Genomic DNA, 21,786 nt, shown 5'->3' with positions numbered 1-21,786 from the left:
GTACGGATGCTCTTGTCGGTTTCGATCGTCACAGCTGGACCTGAGCTCCGACGACCGGCGCCTTACGACGCGTCACGCGGTAGACGAACGCAAGCACCGCGGCCACGGCCTTGTAGGTCTCGGCTGGCACGGCACGCCCTACCTTCACTTTGCGATGCAGGAGCCGAGCAAGCGGGATGTCCTCGTAGATGGGGATGCCGTGTTGGCGTGCCAACTCTCGCATGTACTCGGCGATCTCCCCTTTTCCCTTGGCCGTGACGAGGGGTGCGGGGTCCTTGCCAGGACGATAACGAATCGCCACCGCGATGTGGGTGGGGTTGACGACGAGGGCATCGGCGCGCGGCACCTCGACGGCGGCCCGCCCGCGTGCGAGCTCTCGGTGTTTGGCCTTTCGGCGCCCACGGACTTGTGGGTCGCCTTCGTCGTCCTTGGCCTCGCGTTTGAGCTCTTGCTTCGTCATCTTCAGCCCCTTGAGGTGCCGGTAGCGAGAGATTGCAATATCGATACCTACGAGGACCAGCATCGCTGCCAGGACTTTGACAGCGCCATGGGCAATGGGGCGCCACATGAGCTGAAACTGCTCACCCGGCGGTGCCAGAGAGATGGCAGGCAGCGACAGAAAGTCGGCACTGACGGCAGTCCAGAACACCCAAACGACAGCGCCGGTCTTGACTAACGAGAGTCCAAGATCGACGAGCATGCGACGACTGAACATGCGGGTGAGTCCCTGCAAGCTCAGGAGGCCCGAAAAGCCCTTGAAGATGAGGTTCGGCCACACGTGGCCGCCCGTCTGAACCAGATACCCGGCGATGACCGCGACCGTAGCCAAGGTGCAGATCAGCAATCCGAGCTCGAAAGGTGCAGACAGCAGGGGCCACAGCCGCTCGGGCGCCGGGTCGACCATCATCATGGTCGCGCCCCGGAGCAGCCCCACCAGCGATTCCTGAAAACTGCCTCCGAGGGTGAAGAGTGCCACCGTGCCCATGGCCATGCCCATCCACTGAGGGGCATCGCGTGAGACCGAGACCTGGCCTTCGGCGCGCGCTTCGCTGAGCTTGCGCCCCGAAGGCTTTTCTGTGCGTTCGTCCTGGTCCTCTGCCACGCTGCTCCTAGTGGCTCCGCGTGAGGGCGGCCAGCGCTTCGCGCGCCGCGATCTCAGTGATCTGCGGCGTCACGGCCGCAGCCACGGCGGCTCCCGCCACGATGGTGACGGTGAAGCCCACGCTCGACATGTTCAACTGTGGGGCCGTGCGCCCCACGATCGCCAACCCCACTTGCCCTACCAGCACCGCCGCCAGCACCGGATAAGCCAGCTTTACCGCGAGGCTCACCGAGTGGAGCCCGCTGGCCACCACGGCCCACGCCAGGCGCTGGAGGTCGAATGCGGAACCTGGTGGCAGGTCCGTCAGGGAACGACCCAGCCAAATGATGAGGGTCTGCATGCCGCCCATGGCGACAAACATGACCATGGACAACGTACTGGTGATCTGGGCAGTGGGAGACGAATCTCCGCCCTCGTTGGGATCGAGCACCTGGGCGAACCCGATCCCCATGGCGAGCCCCGCCAGGTGCCCCGCGCCCGCGGAGGCCGCGAGCACCAGGCGCGCGCACATGCCGGTTCCCAGGCCCAGGATCACCTCGCAAAGGCACCTCAGGGCGTAAACGAGGAGATTGTCCGACGTGTCGGGCGGAAAGCCGGCCCCCGCAAAGGCAGCAAAGGCCACGGGCAACGCTACCGTGATCCTGATGCTGGAGGGAATCGCCTGAGCGCCGATCACCGGCGCTCCGAAGAAAAGCCCCCCGCAGCGCAGGAACACGAGCCAATAGCCAAGGACGAGGGGCTGCCAGGCTTCCACGCTAGACCTCCCCTACGCGCCTCCCGCGATACGCTCGATCGCGGAGGCCAAGTACTTCGCGCACCGTTCGAGCACCCATCCGCCCATGAAGTAGGAGCCCAGGATGGCAACCAGCAGACGGGGGAGAAACGATACGGAGGGATCGTTGATCTGTGTGGTGGCCTGAAAGATTCCCATGAGCACGCCCACCACCAAGAGCCCTAGAATGAGGGGGCCACCGGTGGCGCCCAGCAGAGTGAAGCCTTCGTGCGCCACGGCCGAGACGTCGTTCACGCGAAGCTCCTCACCAGAGAGGAAACCACCAAGTGCCAACCTCCCGCGAGCAGGAACACTCCCACCTTGAGCGGCAACGACACCATCTGCGGTGGCACCATCATCATGCCCAAGCTCATGAGGATGGCGGCGATGAGCACATCGATCACCAACATGGGAATGAAGATGAAGAGCCCCATCTTGAACGCGGTCGTGAGCTCGGAGACCATGAAGGCGGGGATCAACACCGCCATCGGGACGGTGTCACCCTTTTGGGGACGCGCCCGGCCCGAAACTTCGTAGAACAACCTTATCTCGTCGACGTGGGTGTGCTTCATCAAGAAGCCCCGCACGGGACCTTCGGCGCGCTCGAGCGCCTCGCCCAAGGAGATCTGGTCTGCGAAGAGGGGCACAAGGGCCTTCTCGTGTACCTCGGTGGCGGTCGGGGTCATGATGAAGACCGTCAGGAAGAGCGACAGGCCCACGACGACCTGCGTGGGTGGCAACTGCGGCGTTCCCAAGGCCTGTCGGAGGAACGACATCACCACGACGATGCGAATGAAGCACGTGATGGAGGTCAGGATGGCGGTGGCGAACGAGAGCAGCGTGAGCAGTAAGAAGAGCTTCACCGCCGTGGAGCCGCCGGCCGGAGCCATGGCGCTCGCCGCATCGATGAAGCCGGCGAGCCCTGGCGTACTGGGTGCCGTCGGGGTCACGGGATCCGAGCCTCCATACCCATGGCCAGCTTTTCGCGCAGCTCGCGGTCTTCGATGGACTCTTCGAGTAGGCTGGCGTCGAGCACGTTGGCAAAGGGCCATGCCTCGGGAATGTCCTGGCGTCTCTTGCGGAAAAGCCGCGAGAGCAGCTTCACTTGACCGGGGGTCTCGGGCTCCGCGAGCGGTTCAGGGACCACCAAGGTGTCGGTCCAGGTGCTTGCCACCGCCTCCACGGAGCGAGGCGCTTCGGCCTCGACGGCCTCGCCCACGAGCGCTTCGGAGGGCCTGACCTGTATGAGAGAGATCCCGGCCTCGCTGGCGCCGAGAAGCAGTGTTTCGTTGCCCACCCGCACCACGATGAGCGCTCGCTTGGGACCAAGGGGCGTGGTCTCGACGATGTGGACGTGTCGCCCGAACCCGCGACGCTTGCGCGCGAGCTTCAATCCAAAAAACGCGACGAGCCCCAGCACGCCCACCGGGAGCAAGGCACCTAGAGCGCTCCCCCACAAGCTGGGCGCGTCCAGCGTTTGCGTCGTGGAGGACACCTCAGGCCGAGGCGCGGTCGCATTGGTCCCGCCGGGTGCAGGGGCAGAAGAGGATGCCGCCTCGGTGGCTGTGGGGACAGCGGGTGCGCCGGTGGCGGGGCTCGGCGCGGGGTCCTTCTGGGCGGCCGATGGCGGCGCCGCGCGCATCGCCTGGGGAGATTCTTCGGGCACTGGCGCAGCCAGCGCCACCGCCTGACGAAGCGCCTCTTGCTCGGGAGCGATCTTTACCTCGGCCGGCGCGCTCACGACGGGAGGCGCGGAGACGACGCGGCTCACGCCGGGGCAGCTGACACGGGCGAGAACACGCCCGGAGGGCCCTGCCGCAATGTTGACGCGGGCTTCGCAGTCCCCGTCAGGAAGGCGACCCTCGAGTTCGACCCTGTCTCGATGCCGGTAAGCCCTCACGGCGCCGTCGCCCTGGCCAAACGTGCGTTTGTCCTTGCGGACCCGGGCCCCGAAAACGTCGACGGTCACACGGCGACCATCGACACGGCCCTTGACCTGTGACGCCTCGAGCGGTGCTTCGCCTTCGATCTGCAAGGTGTAGGCGTGGGGGGCCGGGCCCGCGACCACATCCTGGAGGAACACCGGGCCCGCAGTGACCGTGAGCAAAGACAAGAGCGGCGACATGTCGACCTCCTCAACGCAACCGGGCCACGCGTTCGCTCGGGCTGATGATGTCCGTGATGCGAACACCGAACTTGTCGTTGACCACCACGGCCTCGCCCCGCGCCACGAGGCGTTGGTTCACCAGGATGTCGAGGGGCTCGCCCGCCACTTTGTCGAGTTCGACCACCGAGCCGGGCCCAAGATTGAGGAGCTCTTGAATCGACATGCGCGAGCGACCGAGTTCGACCGAGATGTCGAGCGGAACATCCAACAGGATTTCGAGTCGCCGAGACTCGGGGTCGTCTTTTTTGTCGCTCGCATCCATCCAGGCACCTCGGGGTTGTCAGACTTCCGTCGCAGACAACCTTTCTTGCAGATGTGATGCCAGGAGCTCAGGACGCTCCCGCCGACGATTTCGTCCGCTTACCCGTGCTGGTCTCGGGCATCACCGGCTGCTCGATGACGACGGCCATGCTGCCGCTCGACACCCGAGGCCATCCGGTCATCTTGCGCTTTCCCTGCACGAAGATGGGGATCGGCGTGCCCTCGGTCTGGTCGAGCGAGATGAGATCTCCCACTTGAAGCTCGAGCAGCTGGGAGAACGGCAAACGAGCACGGCCAATTTCGGCCCTGAGCTCGACCTCGACCTGAGTGACCTCGCGGGCCAACAGCGCGGCCATCCGCTGGTCGATCGAGCCGCTTTGCCGAGGGGGCGACGAAAGCATCTTCTTGACCGGCTCGACCGTGGCATAGGGGATGATCACCTGCAACCGCCCGCTCGCCGCCCCGGAGAGCTCGAAGCCACAAAGCAAGGCCAAGTCGCTCGGAGCGGCGATCATGGCCATGCGGGGATCCGTCTCGAAGCGCAGAAGCTCCGGGCGAATGGGAAGGATTTCGGCCCAGGACTGCTCCATGGAATCGCAGAACAGCGACAGCACGTGGCGCAGCACGAGGCGCTCCACGTTCGTGAGGTCACTCTTTCCATCCACCGGTTCGGTGGCGTCGGCCCGGGCCTTGCGGTCGCCGAGGGCCCCGGCCACGAGCGCGCGGGCCAGGGAGTGCTCCAGCGTGGCCACGGCAAGCCCATGGCCCGGCCCCAAGGTCATCATGCCGACCGTGGCGGGCGGAGTGAGCAGCGCCGTAACGTCCACGAACTTGAGCAAGGTGGCAGGCGTGGCCACCACGCGGATGTCGAGCCGAATGCGGGCCGCAAGAGCCCCCCCGAACAAAGAGGCCGTTCGATCGTCGATCGAGTCGAGCGTCGGCATCTGGCCGCGGATGACGCGGTCTTGGTTCGTGAGGTCATAGCTCATGACCGGGCCGGAACCGAGACCGCCGCCCGCCTCGGAGGACACACGGCCCTCCTGTATGGCCGCCATCAGGGCATCGACTTCACTCTGATCGAGACGAGACGTGGACATGATGAGGATCTTTACTGAACGATGAAGCTGGTGACGTAAACGTTGCGGATGCGGCGACCGGGCACGATTTCTTGCAGCCGCTGCAGGACCTCTTCTTTGACCGCGCCCATCCCTTCGCTGCCCCGCAGTTCGTCGGCCGTGCGATCGGCCAGATACCCGATGACGTTGTCTCGGATACGGGGCATGTAGTTGGCCACGAGGTCCTTGTCCTTTTCGGCGCCGAGTTCGATCTCGATCGTGATGTGGGCGTACTTTTCCGAATCCACGGCCCGCAGCTGAACCACGAAGTTTTCGAGCGCCACGATGGGTCCCAGGCCTCCGGGTTTTGCCCCTCCGCCCTCGACAGCCTCGCCGTGTTCGCCTTCCGCTTTTTCCTCCCCATGCCCCTCCGCAGCCGCAGCGGGTGCGGGGGCGGCCGGCGCCGGTGGCTTCTTCAGCATGGTGAACGCAAGCACGCCTCCCACGAGAAGCGTGTTCAGGACGAGCAGCGCGGGTACCAGCTTGCTCTTGGGCGCCGCCGCTTCCGCCTCATCACCTTTGTCTTTTTCCGCTTCGGCCATGGAATCTCCCTTCGCCTCGAAGCAATCGGCATACCGCGAAAAAACTTGGCGCAAGTCCCTGGAACTGCTGAAAGCGGTGGTGTCAGGAGGATGACACCCGGTCCTGCCGTCAGGGACATGACGAAGGCCTCCACGCTGCGGGCGTGGGCCTCAACGTCGATAGACGAGCTGCCGATGACCGAGAGGAATGCCTGCCGGCCCGCAGTCCAAGTTCGATGTCCCAGGCGACCCGGGCACGGTGGAGCACCTGCTCAAGCCCCCAGACCCGCAGGTGGCCGCGCTGAGATTCGAGCTGGACCAGGTGGGCCTCACGCTCAGCACGACGTCCGAGCCGCCCCGGCGCAGCCTACCCGAGGTCGCCACCGAGCTTCTGCGCGTGCTCCAGGAGCCCCGCACGGATGCGGCCATCATCGAGCGCGTCGTGGCCCGTGATCCCTTCGTGAGTGCCCAGGTGCTCTCGGTGGCGAACTCGGCCCTGTACAGCCCGCGCTCACCCATCGGCAGCGTTCGGGATGCCGCCGTGCGCATCGGCATGGAAGCCGTGCGCGACATCGCCTTGATGGTGATTACCACGTCGCGCATGTTCCGGGTGCCCGGCCTCGAACGGCAGATCACCGTACTGTGCAACCGGGCCGTCGTGACCGCCGTGGCTTCTCGCAAGGTGGCGCATCTGCTCGGGGGAAACACCGATTACGCCTTCTTGGCAGGGCTGCTTCACGACGTGGGGCACCTGCTCATTTTCGAGGAGGCGTCCAAGGCCGGCTTGCTGACGCGCGACACGCTCGGGAACCCGGACCTCGTCCGGGTGCTGCTGGAGAAGTCGGCGCAGTACCACACGGCGGTGGGCGCCGTGGCCTGCCGTGGCTGGAAGCTTCCCCCCGCCACCTCTGACGCCGCCCTTCACCATCACCGCTACAAGCACGAGGGAAAACACTACCTGGCTGCAAACCTGGTGGCCGTGGCCGATCTCGTGGCCGACGCCCTCGGGGTCGGCGTCGCGCCGATCCCCATGGATGCGCAGGCCCAGCCCATACTCGACCTGGGTCTGAAAGCTCAGGTGCTCCCGGAAGTGGTCGAGGAGACCCGCGTGGTGGCGGCGGCCCTCGGGGTTCCCTTGTAGCCTCTTTGGCTCCCATCGAGCGGGTCACGACGCCTGCTAGCCTGGCGGCATGCGATCCCTCGCCCTTGCCCTTTCGTGTGGGCTCAGCTTGTGCGCGCTTTCGTCCCTCTCGCTCGCGGCCCCAGCTCCGGCGGTTCAGCCAAACGGCCGCCTTCAGTTCACCGCAGGGCTCGGCCTGGGACACGACGAGGACCCGGAACGCTCGGGACTGGGCGTCAACTTGGAGATGGCTTACGGCCTCGGCAGCGGCACCGAAATCGGCGTGCGCACGGGGGTTCGCTCCCCTGACGGGCGCGCCCTCGGCGCGGATGCCTTCGGTCGGCTCTTCGACTTCGAGACCTTCGGCACCGCCGGGCAGACCTTTGCCAACCCCGAGCTGCGCCTGCGCAAGGCGGTGCTGCCGGTGCTCGCGCTGGAGGCGCGCCTCTACGTACCTTTCGATAGCCCCTTCGGCTTCATGCTCGCAGCACCGGTGTGGTTTTCAGGGGGACGAAGTGTGCGCCTCAACACGGGGGTCTACGTTCCCATCTTGTTCTCCGAGCCGACACGGAGCTGGGTGAGTCTTCCGGCACACCTTTGGTTCCACGCGGGCGGTGGCTGGTACCTGGGCGTGCTCGGTGGTGCCCGCCTCGACACGCAGGCCGGGGACTGGGCCATCCCCCTGGGCGTGGGCTTCGATCGGACCTTGTCTACGGTGGCCGACCTTTTGCTGTCGTTCGTTCTTCCCGATGTGACACGAGACGATGCTGCAAACACCTTCGGAGCTGGATTGGCGCTGCGGATCCGGATCTGACGTGGGCCTGGTATGATCTCGGTCATGGGTGAACCTGCCCTCCGCCGAGGTCGACTGCTGGGGCGCGCCCTCACCATCGGGTGGCTGTTCGCGCTACAAACCCTGCTATGGCTGGGTGGCTCGCTCTGGCTGCGGCTGAGGTTTGGCGGACGCGAACGGCGCAACGAGTGGTTCGCGCACAACATGCTGGCACTGTTTCGCGCGCTCGGCGCCACCTTCGTGAAGGTGGGGCAAATCATGAGCACCCGGCCCGACTTGCTGCCCAAGCACGTGACGAAGGCGCTCGAGCGCCTGCAAGACGACGTGGGGCCTTTCCCGTTTCGGGAGGTGCGCCGCACGCTCGAAGCCGACCTTGGCCGTCCCCCCGAACAGCTCTTCGCTGAGCTTGCGCCCGTTCCGGTGGCGTCGGCGTCGGTGTCTCAGGTGCACAAAGCGCGCCTTCACGACGGGCGCATCGTGGCCGTGAAGGTCAGGCGCCCGGCGGTGCATGAGATCTGCGCATTCGATCTGGCCGTCATGCAGTGGGCCGCGCGGCAAGCGGCGCGCTGGCCCGGGATCGGCGCGGTGGATCCCGAGGGCGCCGTGGTGCAGTTTGGCCAAGCCGTTTTCGCGCAGCTCGACTTCCGCCTCGAAGCCGCCAACAACCGGCGCTTCCGCGCGAACTTCAAGGGCGATCCCGACGTGGCCTTCCCCGAGGTGATCGAGGCGCTCTCGAGCGAGCGGGTGCTGTGCATGTCGTTCGTGGAAGGCACGAAGATTCTTTCGGTTGGCGAGACGCGCTTCGATCCTCACCGCGTCGCACGCGTCGGCCTGCAGGCCCTGCTCAAGATGATCTTCGTGGATGGCTTCGTACACGCCGACCTGCACCCGGGCAACATCCTGGTCACGCCTCAGGGCAAGGTGGCGCTGCTCGACGTGGGGCTGGTGGGTGAGCTCGACGAGCCTCATCGCAAGGCGTTCATGCGTTTTTTCGGGGCCTGGGCCCAGCGCGATGGCGACGCGATGGCGCGCATCATGTTCGACCTGTCGACCGAGCGCCCCAGCCAGCCCGAGGCGTTCGAGGCCTACCGCGCCGCGATCATCGAGTTCGTCGGACGGTACTGGGGTCAAAGGCTCGGTCAGGTCCAGGTTGGCAGGGTCTTGATGGACCTCCTGTCGATCGTGCGCCAGCACCGGATCCGGCTCAACCCCTCGTTCACCACGGTGAACATCGCCATCGCCGTCACCGAAGGCATCGGCAAACAACTCGACCCCGATCTGGACGTCATGAGCGAGGCTCTGCCCTTTTTCATGTCGCACCCGCTGGACGTCGCCGACCAGGGCTGAGCCCCGTGGCGGCGATTGCCGGGGCAAGTGCGCGCCTGCTACGCTTGGCGCGCACATGAGCCACGATCCCTCGCCCTTGTCTGCTTTCCGTCCCGTGCCCCGAACGGGCGTGATTTACGTGACCACGGAAGCCGCCAAGGCCGGCTTTCGTCCCTCGGACACGACCTGGTGCAACCTGGGCCAGGGGCAGCCGGAAACGGACGATCTGGCGGGCGCCCCCCCCCGTGTGCAGAGCGTGCCGGTGAACCCGGGGGACCTCGACTACGCGCCCATCCCGGGGATCTGGGAGCTCCGTGAGGCGATCGCCAACCTCTACAACGCTCTTTTCCGCAAAGGGCACAAGTCGCAGTACACCGCCGAGAACGTGAGCGTTTCGGGCGGTGGCCGGACGGCCTTGACCCGCGCCTGCGCCAGCCTGGGCCCCATCAACCTGGGGCACTTTCTTCCCGATTACACCGCCTACGAAGAACTGCTGGACATCTTCAAAGCGTTCACCGCCATACCGATTTTGCTCGAGGGGGATCGCGGCTACGCGTTTTCGCCCGAGGACCTGAAACGCGAGATTCAAGGACGCGGTCTGGCGGCCTTGCTGCTCTCGAATCCCTGCAACCCCACGGGCAAGCTGGTCCAAGGGGAAGATCTGGAGAAGTGGGTGGCGCTGTCGCGCCAGCTCGATTGTTGCCTGCTGCTCGACGAGTTTTACTCTCACTACATCTGGACGGCGCGGCCGGGCAGCCTTCCCATCGAGAGCGCCGCCCGCTACGTGGAGGATGTGGATCGGGACCCCGTGGTGATCTTCGACGGGCTCACGAAAAACTGGCGCTACCCCGGTTGGCGCGTGACGTGGACCGTGGGGCCGAAGTCCGTGATTGACGCCGTGTCGAGCGCGGGTTCCTTCCTGGATGGCGGCGGCAACCGTCCCACGCAGCGGGCGGCGGTGGCCCTTTTGGAAGAAGACCACGTGATTCGCGAGACCAACGCGATCCATCAAACGTTCCGGGACAAGCGCCAACTCATGCTCGCCCGGCTGGAACGCATGGGCGTGCGCTTCGATCGCGCACCCGAGGGAACCTTCTACGTCTGGGGAAACGTGGCGCACCTGCCCGCCCCACTCAACGACGGCATGGGGTTCTTTCGAGCAGCCCTCAGCGAAAAGGTGATCACGGTTCCGGGTGAGTTTTTCGACGTCAACCCCGGCAAACGCCGCAGCGGTGTACACTCACGCTTTCGCCACTACGTGCGTTTTTCGTTCGGCCCCGAGCGGTCGTCGCTCGAAACGGCCCTCGACCGGCTCGAACAACTGGTGGCCCGCGCCGCCGCCGGCGATGTGCCGCCGCATGCGCCCTGAACGTCTTCGCACCCAACTTTACTTGCGACGCGGCGAAAATGTCATGAAGGTCCCTGCGTGGAACCTCTTGGTGGTGCTTTGCGCCCTTGCCTTGCCGGCGAAGGTCTGGGCACGCACCACCTGTGACCCCAGGTCGGATCACGCGTACCAGTTTTCGTCACCCCGGGTGGTCACCCACGAGTTGGCGTTGGAAACCGGGGCAAACGGCAGCGCCAGTTTCCTGTGGCCCGGCAGCTCGATGGCAGACAGCGCCTTGCTCTTCGTGAGCCTCAGCGCGGCCCCAGGGGCCCCGGTCGAAGTGACCGTGGCCGCGCCGGGAATCGCGATCGCTCAATCGCTGGGCAGCGGGAGCACCGGCCGCCGCGCGTTGAACGTATCGGACTTGCGCGGCGTTCCCGCAGGCACGCGGGTCACGCTCTCGTCGCCGCAGGCGTCCTTAGTGGGGCCGTTGGCCACCTTGGCGTCGTTTCACAACCAGCTTCCGCTCCACGAAGCCGTGCTGGTGCTCGCCCCCCATCCCGACGACGCCGAGATCGCGGCTTTCGGGCTTTACGCCGATCGCCACAGCACCGTTCTTACGGTAACGGCAGGCAACGCCGGGGCCCCGATATACTGCGACGTTGCGCCCGAGCCCGAGGCGCATTACCGGCTCAAGGGCGAGCTGCGGGTGATCGACAGCGTGACCGTGCCGTGGCAGGGCGGCGTGCCCGTCGGGCGCGCCTTTAACCTTGGGTACTTCGACGGCTGCCTGCGTGCCATGCACAACGCGATCGACACCCCGGTCAACGAGCTCTTCGTGACCAATGACGACGTGCTGCCCTACCGCCGCTTGAACCAGGGGCGGCTCCTGCCGGTGGAGAGCCGCAAGGCCACCTGGCGCCACCTGGTCATGGACCTCAAGTCCGTGCTCTCGCGCACACGACCCGCGATCGTGGTCACCCCCGACCCTCGCACCGACGACCACCCTGACCACCAGCTTACAACCGTGGCCCTCGCCGAGGCCTTGGCACAGACCCGCCAGTCGCCCCACATTTTGCTCTACACCAACCACGCGGACGGGGACCGCTACCCCTACGGAGCTCCCGGTGAAGCCCTTCCCCCACCGCCTTGGTGCGGACCTGCGCCGCTGACCGCGGCGTCGTTTTACGCGCACCCACTCAGCGTGGGCCTGCAGCGCCGCAAGCTGATGGCGCTCGAGTCGATGCACGACCTACGCCTGCCCCCCTCGGCCCAGCACGACTTCGCGGCCACCGTGGACCCCCGCTGCACCCGCCCCGCAACGCGTCTACCCGGGGACAACTTCCTCGTGCGCGGCGTGCGTGCCCACGAGGTGTTCCTGGTGCTCGACCGGGCGGGCCTTCTCACGCTCGTCAGTCAGCGGCCCTTTTGACTCACCGCGCGCAGCCCCGACGAAGCGCCGTCGAATGCGACTAAAGACGGTAATCCGAATTACCGACTATAAGACACGTGAAGCCCGCGTGGTACAGGTGTGCGCCAAGCCCAATCCCGGGGCTTCTTGCCGCCGTTCTGGGGCTCCTCGTGGCCTGCGGCGACGACCCCGCAGGCGGCCCCGTGTTGCGCGCCTCGCCCACCCGGCTGGTCATGACCAGCGCCGAGGGGCAGAGTTACATCGCTCACGAGGTGGTGGTGAGACCCGCCGAAGGCGTGACCCGGGAGACCTTCGCCACCCTCGTCGCCGGCTTCGGGGCCGCGCTGGCCGTGGACGAAGCCCCGGACCCGGCCTACCCCTTCTTGCGGCTCCTGCTGCCTGACACCCTGACCGCTGACGAGGCCATCGACCGGCTGCGCACGGCGGGACTGGTGGCCTCGGCGGAACGGAACTACCTGGTTGAGCTCTTCGCCGATCCGGTGACGCCCAACGATCCGCGCTTCGGCGAACTGTGGGGGTTGTCGAAGATTCACATGCCCCAGACCTGGGCCCACACCCAGGGCTCTTCCGACGTGGTGGTGGGCGTGAGCGACACGGGCATCGATTACACCCACCCGGATCTGGCACCCAACATCTGGAGCAATCCCGGCGAGGTGCCCGGCAACGGCAAGGACGACGACGGCAACGGGTATGTCGACGACGTGCGGGGCTGGGACTTTCTCGGCAACGACAACGATCCGATGGACGATCACGGCCACGGCACCCACGTGGCGGGCACGATTGGCGCCCGGGGCAACGACGGCGTGGGCGTGGCGGGCGTGAACTGGAAGGTGAAGCTCGTGCCGCTGAAATTCCTGGGGAGCAGCGGCGGCACGATGTGGGCAGGCGCGCAAACGATTCTCTACGCCGCGCGCATCAAGGCCAAGGTGGTCAACGCCAGTTGGGGGTGCGCGGGCCCCAGCTGCTACGCCAGCTACTTGCAGGATGCGATCACCCAGCTGGGTGCAGCCGGTGGTCTCTTCGTGGCTGCCGCAGGCAACAACAACGGCAACGACAACGACAGTTACCCCACGTATCCCGCGAACTACGGGGGCGACAACGTGGTGAGCGTGGCGGCCACGGGCAGCAGCGACACCCTCGCCAGCTTCTCCAACATCGGCGCCACCAAGGTGCACCTTGCTGCGCCCGGCGTGGGCATCGTCAGCACCATTCCCGGCAACCGCTATGCCTCGTTTCAGGGCACCTCGATGGCCGCCCCGCACGTTGCGGGGGTGGCCGCGCTCTTGTGGTCACTCAAGCCGAGCCTCACGGCCGCAGAAGCCAAAGAACGGCTGCTGTCCACCGTGGACAAGGTCCCCGCGCTCACGGGGAAAGTGGCGAGCGGCGGGCGGCTTGCGGCCTTCAAGGCGGTGATGGCCGATGGCGAGCCGCCCCCTGCCCCGCGCGATGTCGAGGTTCACGCGGGCGCCGCCAACGATCTCGTGGTGTCCTGGGCGCCCGTCGCGGTCGAGGACCTCGGCGGCTACCGTGTGCACTTTGGCCCTGCGAGCGGGGGTCACACCAACGTTGTGGACGTGCCCGCGGGTCAAACCCAGCTGGTGCTGCGAGACCTGGAGGCGGGCAAAGCCGTGTTCGTCGTGGTCGTCGCGCTCGATCGTTCGGGAAACCGAAGCCCGCCCTCGGCAGAGGTGAGCGCGGTTCCGGTGGATGCCACGCCGCCCCCGCAGGTCGTGGACCTGCGCGCCTCGACGCTTCCGGGCACCATCGTCCCCCTCGAGGTGAGCGCGGCCAGCGGGCAGTTTTCAGAGTTTTGGTCGGCCTCACAGGCGGCCGATGGCAACCCCCAGACGGCCTGGCTGACGCCCGGACGCTTCGTACCGCAAGAGGAACACCTGGTGCTGCGTGTGCCGACCCCGGCCCTCGTCGACCGTGTCGAGCTGCTTGCCCCCACGGCCTACCCAGACTTCTTTCCTGTGGACTTCGACATCGACGTGTCCATCGACGGCCTCGCGTGGACCACGGTGGGTGGCATGCGCGGGGCCAAGGCCACGGCCGGCCAGCGCGTCTCCCTCCACTTCGCAGCCACGCGCGCTCAGGCGGTGCGTGTCCGGGTCTTGCGCAGCTTCGTCCACGATTCGGGATACGGCTATGCCGGCCTTGCCGAGGTCACGCTGCGTGAGGTGTCGTCGCATCCCGATACGATCCTCCTCACGTTCACGGCGCCCGGCGACGACCCAGCCGAAGGAGCGGCGGCCCGCTATGACGTGCGCGTCTCGGAGTCGCCCCTGACAGCCAGTACCTTCGCGCAGGCTACCGTTGTGAGCGCCCCGACCCCGGCGGTGGCGGGGCTCCGCGAGGAGGTCATGGTGAGCGGCCTTGCTGGTGAGCGTGGTTACTACTTCGCCTTGCGTGCCATCGACGACGGCGGCAACGCGTCCCCGATCTCCAACATCGCGTACGTCCCACCCCTGTCGATTCCTCCGGGGGCCGTCACGGACCTTCGGCTGATCGGCGCGGGCCCGCACACGCTCACCTTGGCGTGGACGGCGCCGGGGGGAGATGGCGCTTTGGGGCAGGCCCAAAGCTACGATCTGCGGTTCTCGCGATCGCCCCTCACCCCGGGGAACTTCAGCCAGGCCACCCCGGTGCTGGACCTGCCGGCCCCGCAGCCCTCGGGTCATGACGAACGCGCCGTGATCGACGCGCTCGAGGACGACGGCTATCGCTACTTCGCGCTGCGTGCGCTCGACGCCACGGGAACACCGGGACCGATCTCGAACGTGGTGATGGGCAGGCTCGACGCCCGCCCAGATGAAAGCCCGCCCGCAACGGTGTCCGATCTCAGCGTTCACGCCTCGCAGGCCGAGTTCCAGCTCAACCCGGTCGTGAGCGCCTCTTCCCCCTCGCTGTCGACGTCCACCCCGCCCGCCCGCCTGCTGGACGGCAACATCGACACACCCTGGATCGCGGCCGCGGCCAGCGGCACCACCGCCGCTTTCATCGTGCTGGATCTGGGAGACGTTCACGCCGTGACGGGCCTGCGGATGAACCCCGGCCAGGGGGGAGGCAACCTCCTTCACTACCCCGGCGCCTTCCAGATCCAGGCGAGTGCCGACGCCGCCAGCTGGCAAACACTGCTCACGGTTCAAGGTCACCGGGGGCAACACGGGCGCTGGGACAGCTTTGCGTTCGCGCCCGTCAGCACGCGCTACCTGCGGCTGTACGTCACCGAGCGCGGCGTGGATCCTGGCGCCTCGTCCGCGCACGTGTGGATAGGCGAGCTCGAGGTCTTTGCGCTGACCCCTCAGCTGGAAATCGACCTCACGTGGGTGGCGCCCGGAGACGACGGCTACGAGGGCACCGCCACCCGCTACGACCTCCGCCACGCACCCCTGCCTCTTTCCGAGGCGAATTTCGCGGCGGCCGAGCCCCTGCCCACACCCATCCCGTCCCAGGGTGGCCGCGTGGAGCTGCTCAGGTTTCCGCCGCTGGCCCGCGAAAGCCGCAACTACTTCAGGCTCACCGCCACCGACGACGCCGGCAACGTGAGCGGACTTTCGAACGAAGCGTGGATCGAAACGCCGGGTATACCTCCGGCCCCCGTGATGGACCTCAAGGTCGTGACCTCGAGCCGCACCAGCGCCACCCTGAGCTTCACGGCCACAGGGGATGACGGCCTCGAGGGCACGGCCACGGCCTACGAACTGCGCTACAGCACGCAGCCGCTCACACCCGAGCGCTGGGACCTGGCCCCCACCGCGCCCACGCCGGCCCCGGGCGCTCCGGGAACGAAGGAGACCGTGCGCGTGGAGGGCCTCAGCCCGAACACACAGTATTACTTCGTGCTCAAGGTGGTGGACGATCTCGGACACCGCTCGCTGGCCTCGAACGCAGCCGCAGCCGAGACGCTCGACGGCACACCGCCCGCGGCCATCACCGACCTGGCTGTGCACGCCCCCAGCGGTGACCAAGAGCTTCCTGTTGCGTCCACGCTGCTCGCGAGTTCGGGCTCCTACACAGCCCAAACGGAGGCAAAGAACCTCTTCGATGGTCAAGTCGCCACGGCCTGGTTGTCCCCCGCGCGCCCCACGGTGACCACCGAGATGGTGCATGTGGACTTCGGTGCGTCCGTGCCTCTCGGTGCGGTCCGCCTCCAGCCGGCCTCGGGTTACGAGGATCTCTTCCCCGTCGACTTCCGCCTGGAGACGAGGCCCGATACGGAGGGCGACTGGATCCCCGTGGTGACGGAGGCCGGGTTTGGCTTCCCTGCGGCCGCCGAGGATTGGGCGCTTGGCCGGGTTCTGGCACGGCAGGCGCGCCTCGTCGTCACGCGAGGCAAGGCGTTCGGCGGCGCGCATTACGTCGCGCTCGGTGAGCTTGCGTTCTTCGCCGAAGGCAGCGCCACGACGGCCCTGCAGCTCACGTGGACCGCCCCCGGGGACGACGGCCAGGTAGGCCGTGCCCGCGCCTACGACCTGCGGCAGGCGCACACGCCCCTGTCGCCCGACACGTTCCCGCAGGCTCAAAGCCTTGCGGGGGTCCCGTCCCCCAGCGGTGCGGGCGCCCTCGAGCGCTTCGATGTGGCGAACTTGGCGCCCGAGACGTCCTACTGCTTCGCCGTGCAAAGCCACGACGACGTGGGGCTGGTCTCGGAGCTGTCGAACAGCGCCTGCGCCACCACGGCGCCGGCGCCCCCGGGCACGGTGGTGGACCTTGCTGTGGTCAACCTGTCGGCCCAGGCCGCCACGCTGACGTGGACGGCCCCTACGGTCGGCGCGCCTGGGGCCCGCTACGATCTGCGCTACGCGCGGGGTCGCATTCATGCTGGCAACTGGGACACGGCCACCCCGGTCGCGGGCCTCGCCCCGCCCGGCGCCGCGGGAAGCCCGGAACGTGCGACGGTCACGGGCCTTGCGGGTCTCACCACCTATCATTTCGCCCTGCGCGCCCTCGACGCCCAAGGCGGCCGCGCGGCGGTCTCGAACAACGCACGGGGCACGACCCTCGACGATGTGCCGCCAGGCCCGGTCGCGGACCTTGCGGTCACGGGGCTCGTCGACCGCCCCGGAGCGCTGCGGGTGAGCTTCACGGCGCCGGGCGACAACGGCCCCGTTGGCCAAGCGGCCCGCTACGAGCTGCGTGTGTCGGAGACCCCGCTTTCCGCGGCGAACTTCGCGACGGGCGCGCTCGTGCCCACGGGCACGCCGCGGTTGGGCGGCACCCGCGAGACGGTGGACATCGACAATCTCGGGCCCGAGGCGGTCTACTACGTCGCTCTGCGCGCCTTCGATGCCGCGGGCAACGTCTCGGCCGTATCGAACGTGGCCAGCGGGCGTACGCGCGACGAGGCGCCCGCCGCCATCACCGATCTCGTAGCGCTCGAAGCCCGAGGCACCTCCGCGGCGTTCGTGACCCTGCAATGGACCGCGCCCGGCGACGACGGCACGACAGGCTCCGCCCACGCCTACGAGATCCGCTACAGCACGCAGAGCTTGAGTGCTGCCACGTTCACGCAAGGCACCCTCGCGAGCGGCGCGCCCTCCCCGCGCCCCCCAGGCACCGTCGAAACCTTCAAGCTTTCGGGCGTCACCCCCGGCGCGAAGATCTTCGTGGCCCTGCGGGCGGTGGACGAGCGCAACAACGCCGGGCCGATCTCCAACGTGGCGCAGGTCACCGTGCCAGACGAGTGGGCCCCGAGTGGCGCGAGCGACCTGCAAGCCCGCACCGGGGGCGCTCGGGGCAGCGTGACGCTCACGTGGACGGCGCCCGGGGACGACGGCGACACGGGCAAAGCTTCGGCCTACGAGCTTCGCTATGCGGCCTTCCCCCTGTCCGCTCACAACTTCCTCGAGGGCCTTGCCCTGGTGGCGCCCTCGCCGGTGACCGGGGGCGGCGTACAGAGCTTTACCGCCTCGGGACTGCCCGACGAGGCCCCCTTCTACTTCGCCCTGCGGGCCCGGGACGACGCCGGCAACCTGGGTCCGGTCTCGAACAGTCCCTCGGCCCGCACCCCGGACGTGGCGCCCGCCGCCGTGACGGATCTGGCCCTGACCTCCCGCACGAACGCCAGCGTGACGGTGAGCTTCACGGCCACCGGAGACGATGGCCAAACGGGCACGGCCAGCCGCTTCGACCTGCGCCTCAGCGAGCAGCCGCTCACGGCGAGCCGTTTTGCCAGCGGAACTGCCGTGCCCACGCCTCCACCCGCGGCGCCCGGCACGCGGCACACCGTGACCGTGTCCGGACTGGCGTCCACGCGCACCTACTACCTGGCGCTACGTGTGGAGGACGAGCGCGGCAACACCTCTTTACTCTCGAACATGCTCACCGCCGAGACCGTGGACGAAGTGCCGCCGGGCGCGATTAGCGATCTCGTGGCCAGCACGGGCAGCGGCAATGGGAGCGTCGTTTTGGCGTTCACGGCCCCGGGTGACGACGGCGCCGAGGGGCAGGCCACGGCCTACGAAGTGCGCCGCGCACAAGCGCCCATCACCGCCGACACCTGGGGCCAGGCCGTGCCCGTCACCAGCGCTTTGCCCAAGCCCGCCCGCGCAGGCAGCTTCGAGCAGCTCACCCTCACCAACCTCGACAACGAGACGCCCTACCACTTCGCCGTGCGCGCGCTCGATGATCAGGGGCTCGCGGGCCCCATCAGCAACAGCGCCAGCGCCAGCACGCGGGCCGTGCCACCGGCGGCCGTGTTGAACCTGAAAGCCACCGCCAGCGCCAGCACAGTCACCCTCTCGTTCACGGCGCCCGGTGACGACGGCAACCAGGGGCAAGCCAAGCTCTACGACCTTCGGATGAGCAAGCAACCCTTGACGCCTCTGACCTTCGCGCAGGGCCAGGTGGTGCCGAACGTGCCATTGCCGGCCACGGCGGGAACGCCCCAAACGGTCACGATCTCCGGACTGGAAGAGTCGACGACGTATCACTTTGCGCTCAAGACGAAAGATGACGTGGACGCCTGGAGCAGCCTGTCGAACGTCGCAAGCGCCACCACCCCCGACCTCACGGCACCGGCCGCTCCGGGAAGCCTCGCCGTGAAGGCGCCCGCGGCCCGTGACGGCCTGGTGCTTCCTACAAAGGCCCAGGCCAGCAGCATGCTCGGCCCCGCCTGGGACGCGAGCCTCCTCATCGACGGCCGCGAGCTCACCTCGTGGGCCTCGGCACCGAGCACGAGCGACGCCAGCCACACGGTGGTGGTGGAACTCGAGGATGCCCTAGAGATCGACCGCATCCGCCTGCTGCCCGACCCGTTCCATCCCCAGCTGTTCCCACGCGACTTCTCGCTCGAGACGAGCGTGAACAAACAGACCTGGGACACCGTGGCCGTCGAAGAGGAGTTCTCCCCTTCGAACGCGGCGTGGCTCGTGTGGGGCTTCCCCGCGCGCAAGGCGCACTTCGTTCGCCTGAGCGTGCACGGAGCCAACACGAGCTTCGGTCAGCACTACGCGCTCGTGGCAGAGCTGCAGGTGCAGGAAGCCGCCACCACGGACGGCCGAGCCGTGCTCTCCTGGGTCGCCCCCGGGGACGACGGCACCCAGGGTGTGGCCACACGCTATGAGGTGTACCGCAGCCCGGCGCCCTTCGACGCCGCAGGCCTCGCGGCGGCCACCCTCGTGCCAGGAGCCCCCACACCCGCGGCCCCGGGCAGCCTGCAGGCGATGACGGTGACGGGGCTCGCAGGCGAAGCTCAACTTTACTGGGCTCTCCGAGCCGTGGACGAAGCCGGCAACCTCGGCCCCCTCTCGACTTTGGTGCCGGCGCTCACCAACGCGGTCCCCCCGGCGCCCGTGGTGGACCTCGAGGCAGAGCCCCTGGGCCAAAACCGCGTGGCCCTGTCGTGGACCGCGCCCGGCGACGACCACACCCAAGGTCGGGCGACCGCGTACGAGCTGCGGTCCGCACCCTACGCGCTCGGGACCCAGAACTTCCCGCTGGCGACCGAGGCCGCGGGGGTGCCACCTCCGGCCGCGGCAGGCAGCCGCGAGCGCTTTACGGTGGAGGGGCTCGCGCCGGGCAAGCTCTACCGCTTCGGGCTCGTGGCCCGCGACGAGGCGGGGCACACGTCGTATCTGTCCAACGTGGCCGTGGCGCTCACCGACAGGCTGCCCGACATCACGGCCCCCGAGCCCGTCTCCGACTTGCAGATGCGGCTGCCACGGCCGGGGGGCGAGCCCTTGGCCGCCGAGGTGGTGGCCGTCTCGAGCGCGCAGGCGCCCCAGTTCCCCGCCGAAGCCGTCCTGGACGGCGATCCGGTCACCGCGTGGGCCAGCCTGGCGCGCACCGAGAACCAGCTCGAGTGGCTCCGCCTGGATCTCGGCGAGCTGGTCTCCGTCAACCGCATCGACGTGACGCCCTCGGCCGGTCAGGCGGAGCTTTTCCCGCGGGCCCTCGAGGTGGCGCTCAGTCCCGATGGCTTGGCCTGGACCGTCGTGTGGGCGGGCAGCGGCGCTTCGGCCCGTGAACCCCTGACCTTTGCGGCCACGGAGGCCCGCTTTGTGGAGGTCCGCGCCCCCACGCTCGCCGCACACGACAACGGCCTTCACTACGCCGTGCTGGGCGACGTGCTTGCCTACACGGCAGGCGAAGCCGCGGGTACGGCTTACGGGGCCTTCACGGCGCCGGCCGACGACGGTCCCCTGGGCCGCGCCACGCGCTACGAGCTCGTGAGGAGCGGATGTCCCTTCGACGCGGCCACCTCGGTCGCCGTGCCCACCGCGTCCCCGCTGGCCGCGGGCACACCCGAGCGCCTCCGCTTTTCAGGGCTCGCGCCAGGGGCCCACTGCGTGGCGGTGCGCAGCGCCGACGAGGCCGGCAACCTGAGCGACTGGTCACCTGCTGCCAGAGTCGACGTGCCCTGAACCGGGCGGGGCACCGTCATTCCGCGGGCGAGGCCCTAGGGCTGAGTAATCCGCAGCCCGTAATCCTTGATCGCGAACGCGGGAGGGGGGCCAAGCCCCACGCTGGGCACCATGGGCGTGACGTGGCGGCTCACGTTGACACGATAGGTTCCCGCCTCCACGGCATCCAGCGACACCACGAGGGGCTGCCCTGCCTGACCAATACAGCCGGGACACGAAAGGACCGCGCCTGCGTCGTTTCGCAGCTCGAGGCGGGCGGCCACGTTTTCGGGGACGGGATCCACCGCAATCGTGACGGGCGCCGCCGACAGTTTCACCGCGTACCAGTCATCGAAGTCCTGGACCGTAGGAGCGCTGCTCGCCTGATGGCCCGCAAAGAGGCGGCCCTTGATCGTCTTGCCCCTGCCGATGCTACGGGCCACGCCCCAAAAATCGTTTGGTTCGTAGCGGTCGTCCAATGCGTCCCAGGTGAGCGCGAGGTCGTAGCCAAAGGCCCCGCCAAAAGTGGTGAACGAGGCGTTTTGCACCCTGAAGACGTATGTCTTTCCTGCGGCCGCCGAGAGATAGCCAGTCAGGGCGGCGCCCGCTTCGGTTGCGCTGAAGGACGCGATGGACGTCGAGGAGCCTGACAAAAACATCGCCAGGGAGATCCGGCCTGGGGACGCGCCCGCGTCGGGTGGACGCGGCGTCAGCGTGAACGTGATGAGACCCGGCTTGTCACCACGCACGGCCACCCGGTAGTGGTCGATGTCCCCCACCACGTCGACGCAGCCGGCAACATCTCGTCCAAACGACACCTCGGGCGCCCCTTCCAGGGCGTTGTTCGGCCCCACTTCCCCTTCGTCCGCGTCGCCACAGACAAGCTTCGGCTCCTCATCGCCTCCACAGGCGACCAAACAAAGCGCGGTGACGACACCCACGCACCCAGACACGGAGCTTCGGTACTTCGCGCGCGACATCGGGACCTCCGCCGTGAGGGTCTC

15 protein-coding genes are annotated in these 21,786 nt (G+C 67.8%); 6 read left to right on the top strand and 9 right to left on the bottom strand.

Features of this window, described 5'->3' with window-relative positions; all coding sequences use genetic code 11:
* Positions 1-28: 28 nt before the first annotated feature.
* From KA712_21580 to KA712_21545, 8 genes are all read right to left on the bottom strand, one after another.
* A complete protein-coding gene (locus KA712_21580) occupies positions 29-1,102 on the bottom strand; it encodes an EscU/YscU/HrcU family type III secretion system export apparatus switch protein (GenBank protein MCG5055559.1) in 1,074 nt (357 codons plus the stop codon).
* A 7-nt stretch (positions 1,103-1,109) separates the two neighbouring features.
* Positions 1,110-1,856: a flagellar biosynthetic protein FliR gene (locus tag KA712_21575; protein ID MCG5055558.1), complete on the bottom strand. Its 747-nt coding sequence runs from the start codon at positions 1,854-1,856 to the stop codon at positions 1,110-1,112.
* Between the two features lie 12 nt (positions 1,857-1,868).
* Positions 1,869-2,129, bottom strand: a complete 261-nt coding sequence (locus tag KA712_21570; protein ID MCG5055557.1) for a flagellar biosynthetic protein FliQ — start codon at positions 2,127-2,129, stop codon at positions 1,869-1,871.
* Positions 2,126-2,764: a flagellar type III secretion system pore protein FliP gene (gene fliP / locus KA712_21565; protein MCG5055556.1), complete on the bottom strand. Its 639-nt coding sequence runs from the start codon at positions 2,762-2,764 to the stop codon at positions 2,126-2,128. The genes KA712_21570 and fliP overlap by 4 nt, the downstream gene beginning before the upstream one ends.
* Before the next feature lie 56 nt (positions 2,765-2,820).
* Positions 2,821-3,999, bottom strand: coding sequence for a flagellar biosynthetic protein FliO (locus KA712_21560; GenBank protein MCG5055555.1), 1,179 nt, complete (start codon positions 3,997-3,999; stop codon positions 2,821-2,823).
* A 10-nt stretch (positions 4,000-4,009) separates the two neighbouring features.
* Positions 4,010-4,303 (bottom strand): flagellar motor switch protein FliN, encoded by a 294-nt coding sequence (fliN, locus tag KA712_21555; protein MCG5055554.1) that lies wholly within the window; start codon positions 4,301-4,303, stop codon positions 4,010-4,012.
* Positions 4,304-4,370: 67 nt separating this feature from the next.
* Positions 4,371-5,399: a FliM/FliN family flagellar motor switch protein gene (locus KA712_21550; GenBank protein ID MCG5055553.1), complete on the bottom strand. Its 1,029-nt coding sequence runs from the start codon at positions 5,397-5,399 to the stop codon at positions 4,371-4,373.
* Positions 5,400-5,410: 11 nt separating this feature from the next.
* The gene (locus tag KA712_21545) at positions 5,411-5,959 is read right to left on the bottom strand and encodes a flagellar basal body-associated FliL family protein (GenBank protein MCG5055552.1); all 549 of its coding nucleotides are present in this window, start codon (positions 5,957-5,959) and stop codon (positions 5,411-5,413) included.
* Between the two features lie 187 nt (positions 5,960-6,146).
* On the opposite strand from KA712_21545, the gene KA712_21540 reads away from it, so the two are divergent.
* The 6 genes from KA712_21540 to KA712_21515 all read left to right on the top strand — a co-directional run bounded on the left by KA712_21540 (position 6,147) and on the right by KA712_21515 (position 20,803).
* Positions 6,147-7,079 carry an HDOD domain-containing protein gene (locus KA712_21540; protein MCG5055551.1) on the top strand — a complete coding sequence of 311 codons (933 nt, stop codon included), beginning with the start codon at positions 6,147-6,149 and terminating at the stop codon, positions 7,077-7,079.
* Positions 7,080-7,128: 49 nt separating this feature from the next.
* The gene (locus tag KA712_21535; GenBank protein MCG5055550.1) at positions 7,129-7,872 is read left to right on the top strand and encodes a hypothetical protein; all 744 of its coding nucleotides are present in this window, start codon (positions 7,129-7,131) and stop codon (positions 7,870-7,872) included.
* Between the two features lie 24 nt (positions 7,873-7,896).
* Positions 7,897-9,198, top strand: a complete 1,302-nt coding sequence (locus tag KA712_21530) for a hypothetical protein (GenBank protein ID MCG5055549.1) — start codon at positions 7,897-7,899, stop codon at positions 9,196-9,198.
* A 55-nt stretch (positions 9,199-9,253) separates the two neighbouring features.
* On the top strand, positions 9,254-10,546 hold the full coding sequence (locus KA712_21525; protein MCG5055548.1) for a pyridoxal phosphate-dependent aminotransferase: 1,293 nt from the start codon (positions 9,254-9,256) through the stop codon (positions 10,544-10,546).
* A gap of 43 nt (positions 10,547-10,589) precedes the next feature.
* Positions 10,590-11,936 carry a PIG-L family deacetylase gene (locus KA712_21520; GenBank protein MCG5055547.1) on the top strand — a complete coding sequence of 449 codons (1,347 nt, stop codon included), beginning with the start codon at positions 10,590-10,592 and terminating at the stop codon, positions 11,934-11,936.
* Positions 11,937-12,013: 77 nt separating this feature from the next.
* Positions 12,014-20,803: a S8 family serine peptidase gene (locus tag KA712_21515; GenBank protein MCG5055546.1), complete on the top strand. Its 8,790-nt coding sequence runs from the start codon at positions 12,014-12,016 to the stop codon at positions 20,801-20,803.
* A gap of 35 nt (positions 20,804-20,838) precedes the next feature.
* Here KA712_21515 and KA712_21510 read toward each other — a convergent pair whose 3' ends face one another.
* Complete coding sequence (locus KA712_21510) at positions 20,839-21,762, bottom strand: hypothetical protein (protein MCG5055545.1); 924 nt, start codon at positions 21,760-21,762, stop codon at positions 20,839-20,841.
* Positions 21,763-21,786 lie beyond the last annotated feature (24 nt).

Source organism: Myxococcales bacterium (assembly GCA_022184915.1).
Taxonomy (GTDB): domain Bacteria; phylum Myxococcota_A; class Polyangia; order Fen-1088; family Fen-1088; genus JAGTJU01.
This window is presented reverse-complemented; position numbering and strand designations above follow the sequence as displayed.

Coding starts and splice junctions, on each gene's coding strand:
- fliP (MCG5055556.1), bottom strand. CDS start 2,764: ATGGCTCCGGCCGGCGGCTCCACGGCGGTGAAGCTCTTCTTACTGCTC.
- KA712_21560 (MCG5055555.1), bottom strand. CDS start 3,999: ATGTCGCCGCTCTTGTCTTTGCTCACGGTCACTGCGGGCCCGGTGTTC.
- fliN (MCG5055554.1), bottom strand. CDS start 4,303: ATGGATGCGAGCGACAAAAAAGACGACCCCGAGTCTCGGCGACTCGAA.
- KA712_21550 (MCG5055553.1), bottom strand. CDS start 5,399: ATGTCCACGTCTCGTCTCGATCAGAGTGAAGTCGATGCCCTGATGGCG.
- KA712_21545 (MCG5055552.1), bottom strand. CDS start 5,959: ATGGCCGAAGCGGAAAAAGACAAAGGTGATGAGGCGGAAGCGGCGGCG.
- KA712_21540 (MCG5055551.1), top strand. CDS start 6,147: ATGCCTGCCGGCCCGCAGTCCAAGTTCGATGTCCCAGGCGACCCGGGC.
- KA712_21535 (MCG5055550.1), top strand. CDS start 7,129: ATGCGATCCCTCGCCCTTGCCCTTTCGTGTGGGCTCAGCTTGTGCGCG.
- KA712_21530 (MCG5055549.1), top strand. CDS start 7,897: ATGGGTGAACCTGCCCTCCGCCGAGGTCGACTGCTGGGGCGCGCCCTC.
- KA712_21525 (MCG5055548.1), top strand. CDS start 9,254: ATGAGCCACGATCCCTCGCCCTTGTCTGCTTTCCGTCCCGTGCCCCGA.
- KA712_21520 (MCG5055547.1), top strand. CDS start 10,590: ATGAAGGTCCCTGCGTGGAACCTCTTGGTGGTGCTTTGCGCCCTTGCC.
- KA712_21510 (MCG5055545.1), bottom strand. CDS start 21,762: ATGTCGCGCGCGAAGTACCGAAGCTCCGTGTCTGGGTGCGTGGGTGTC.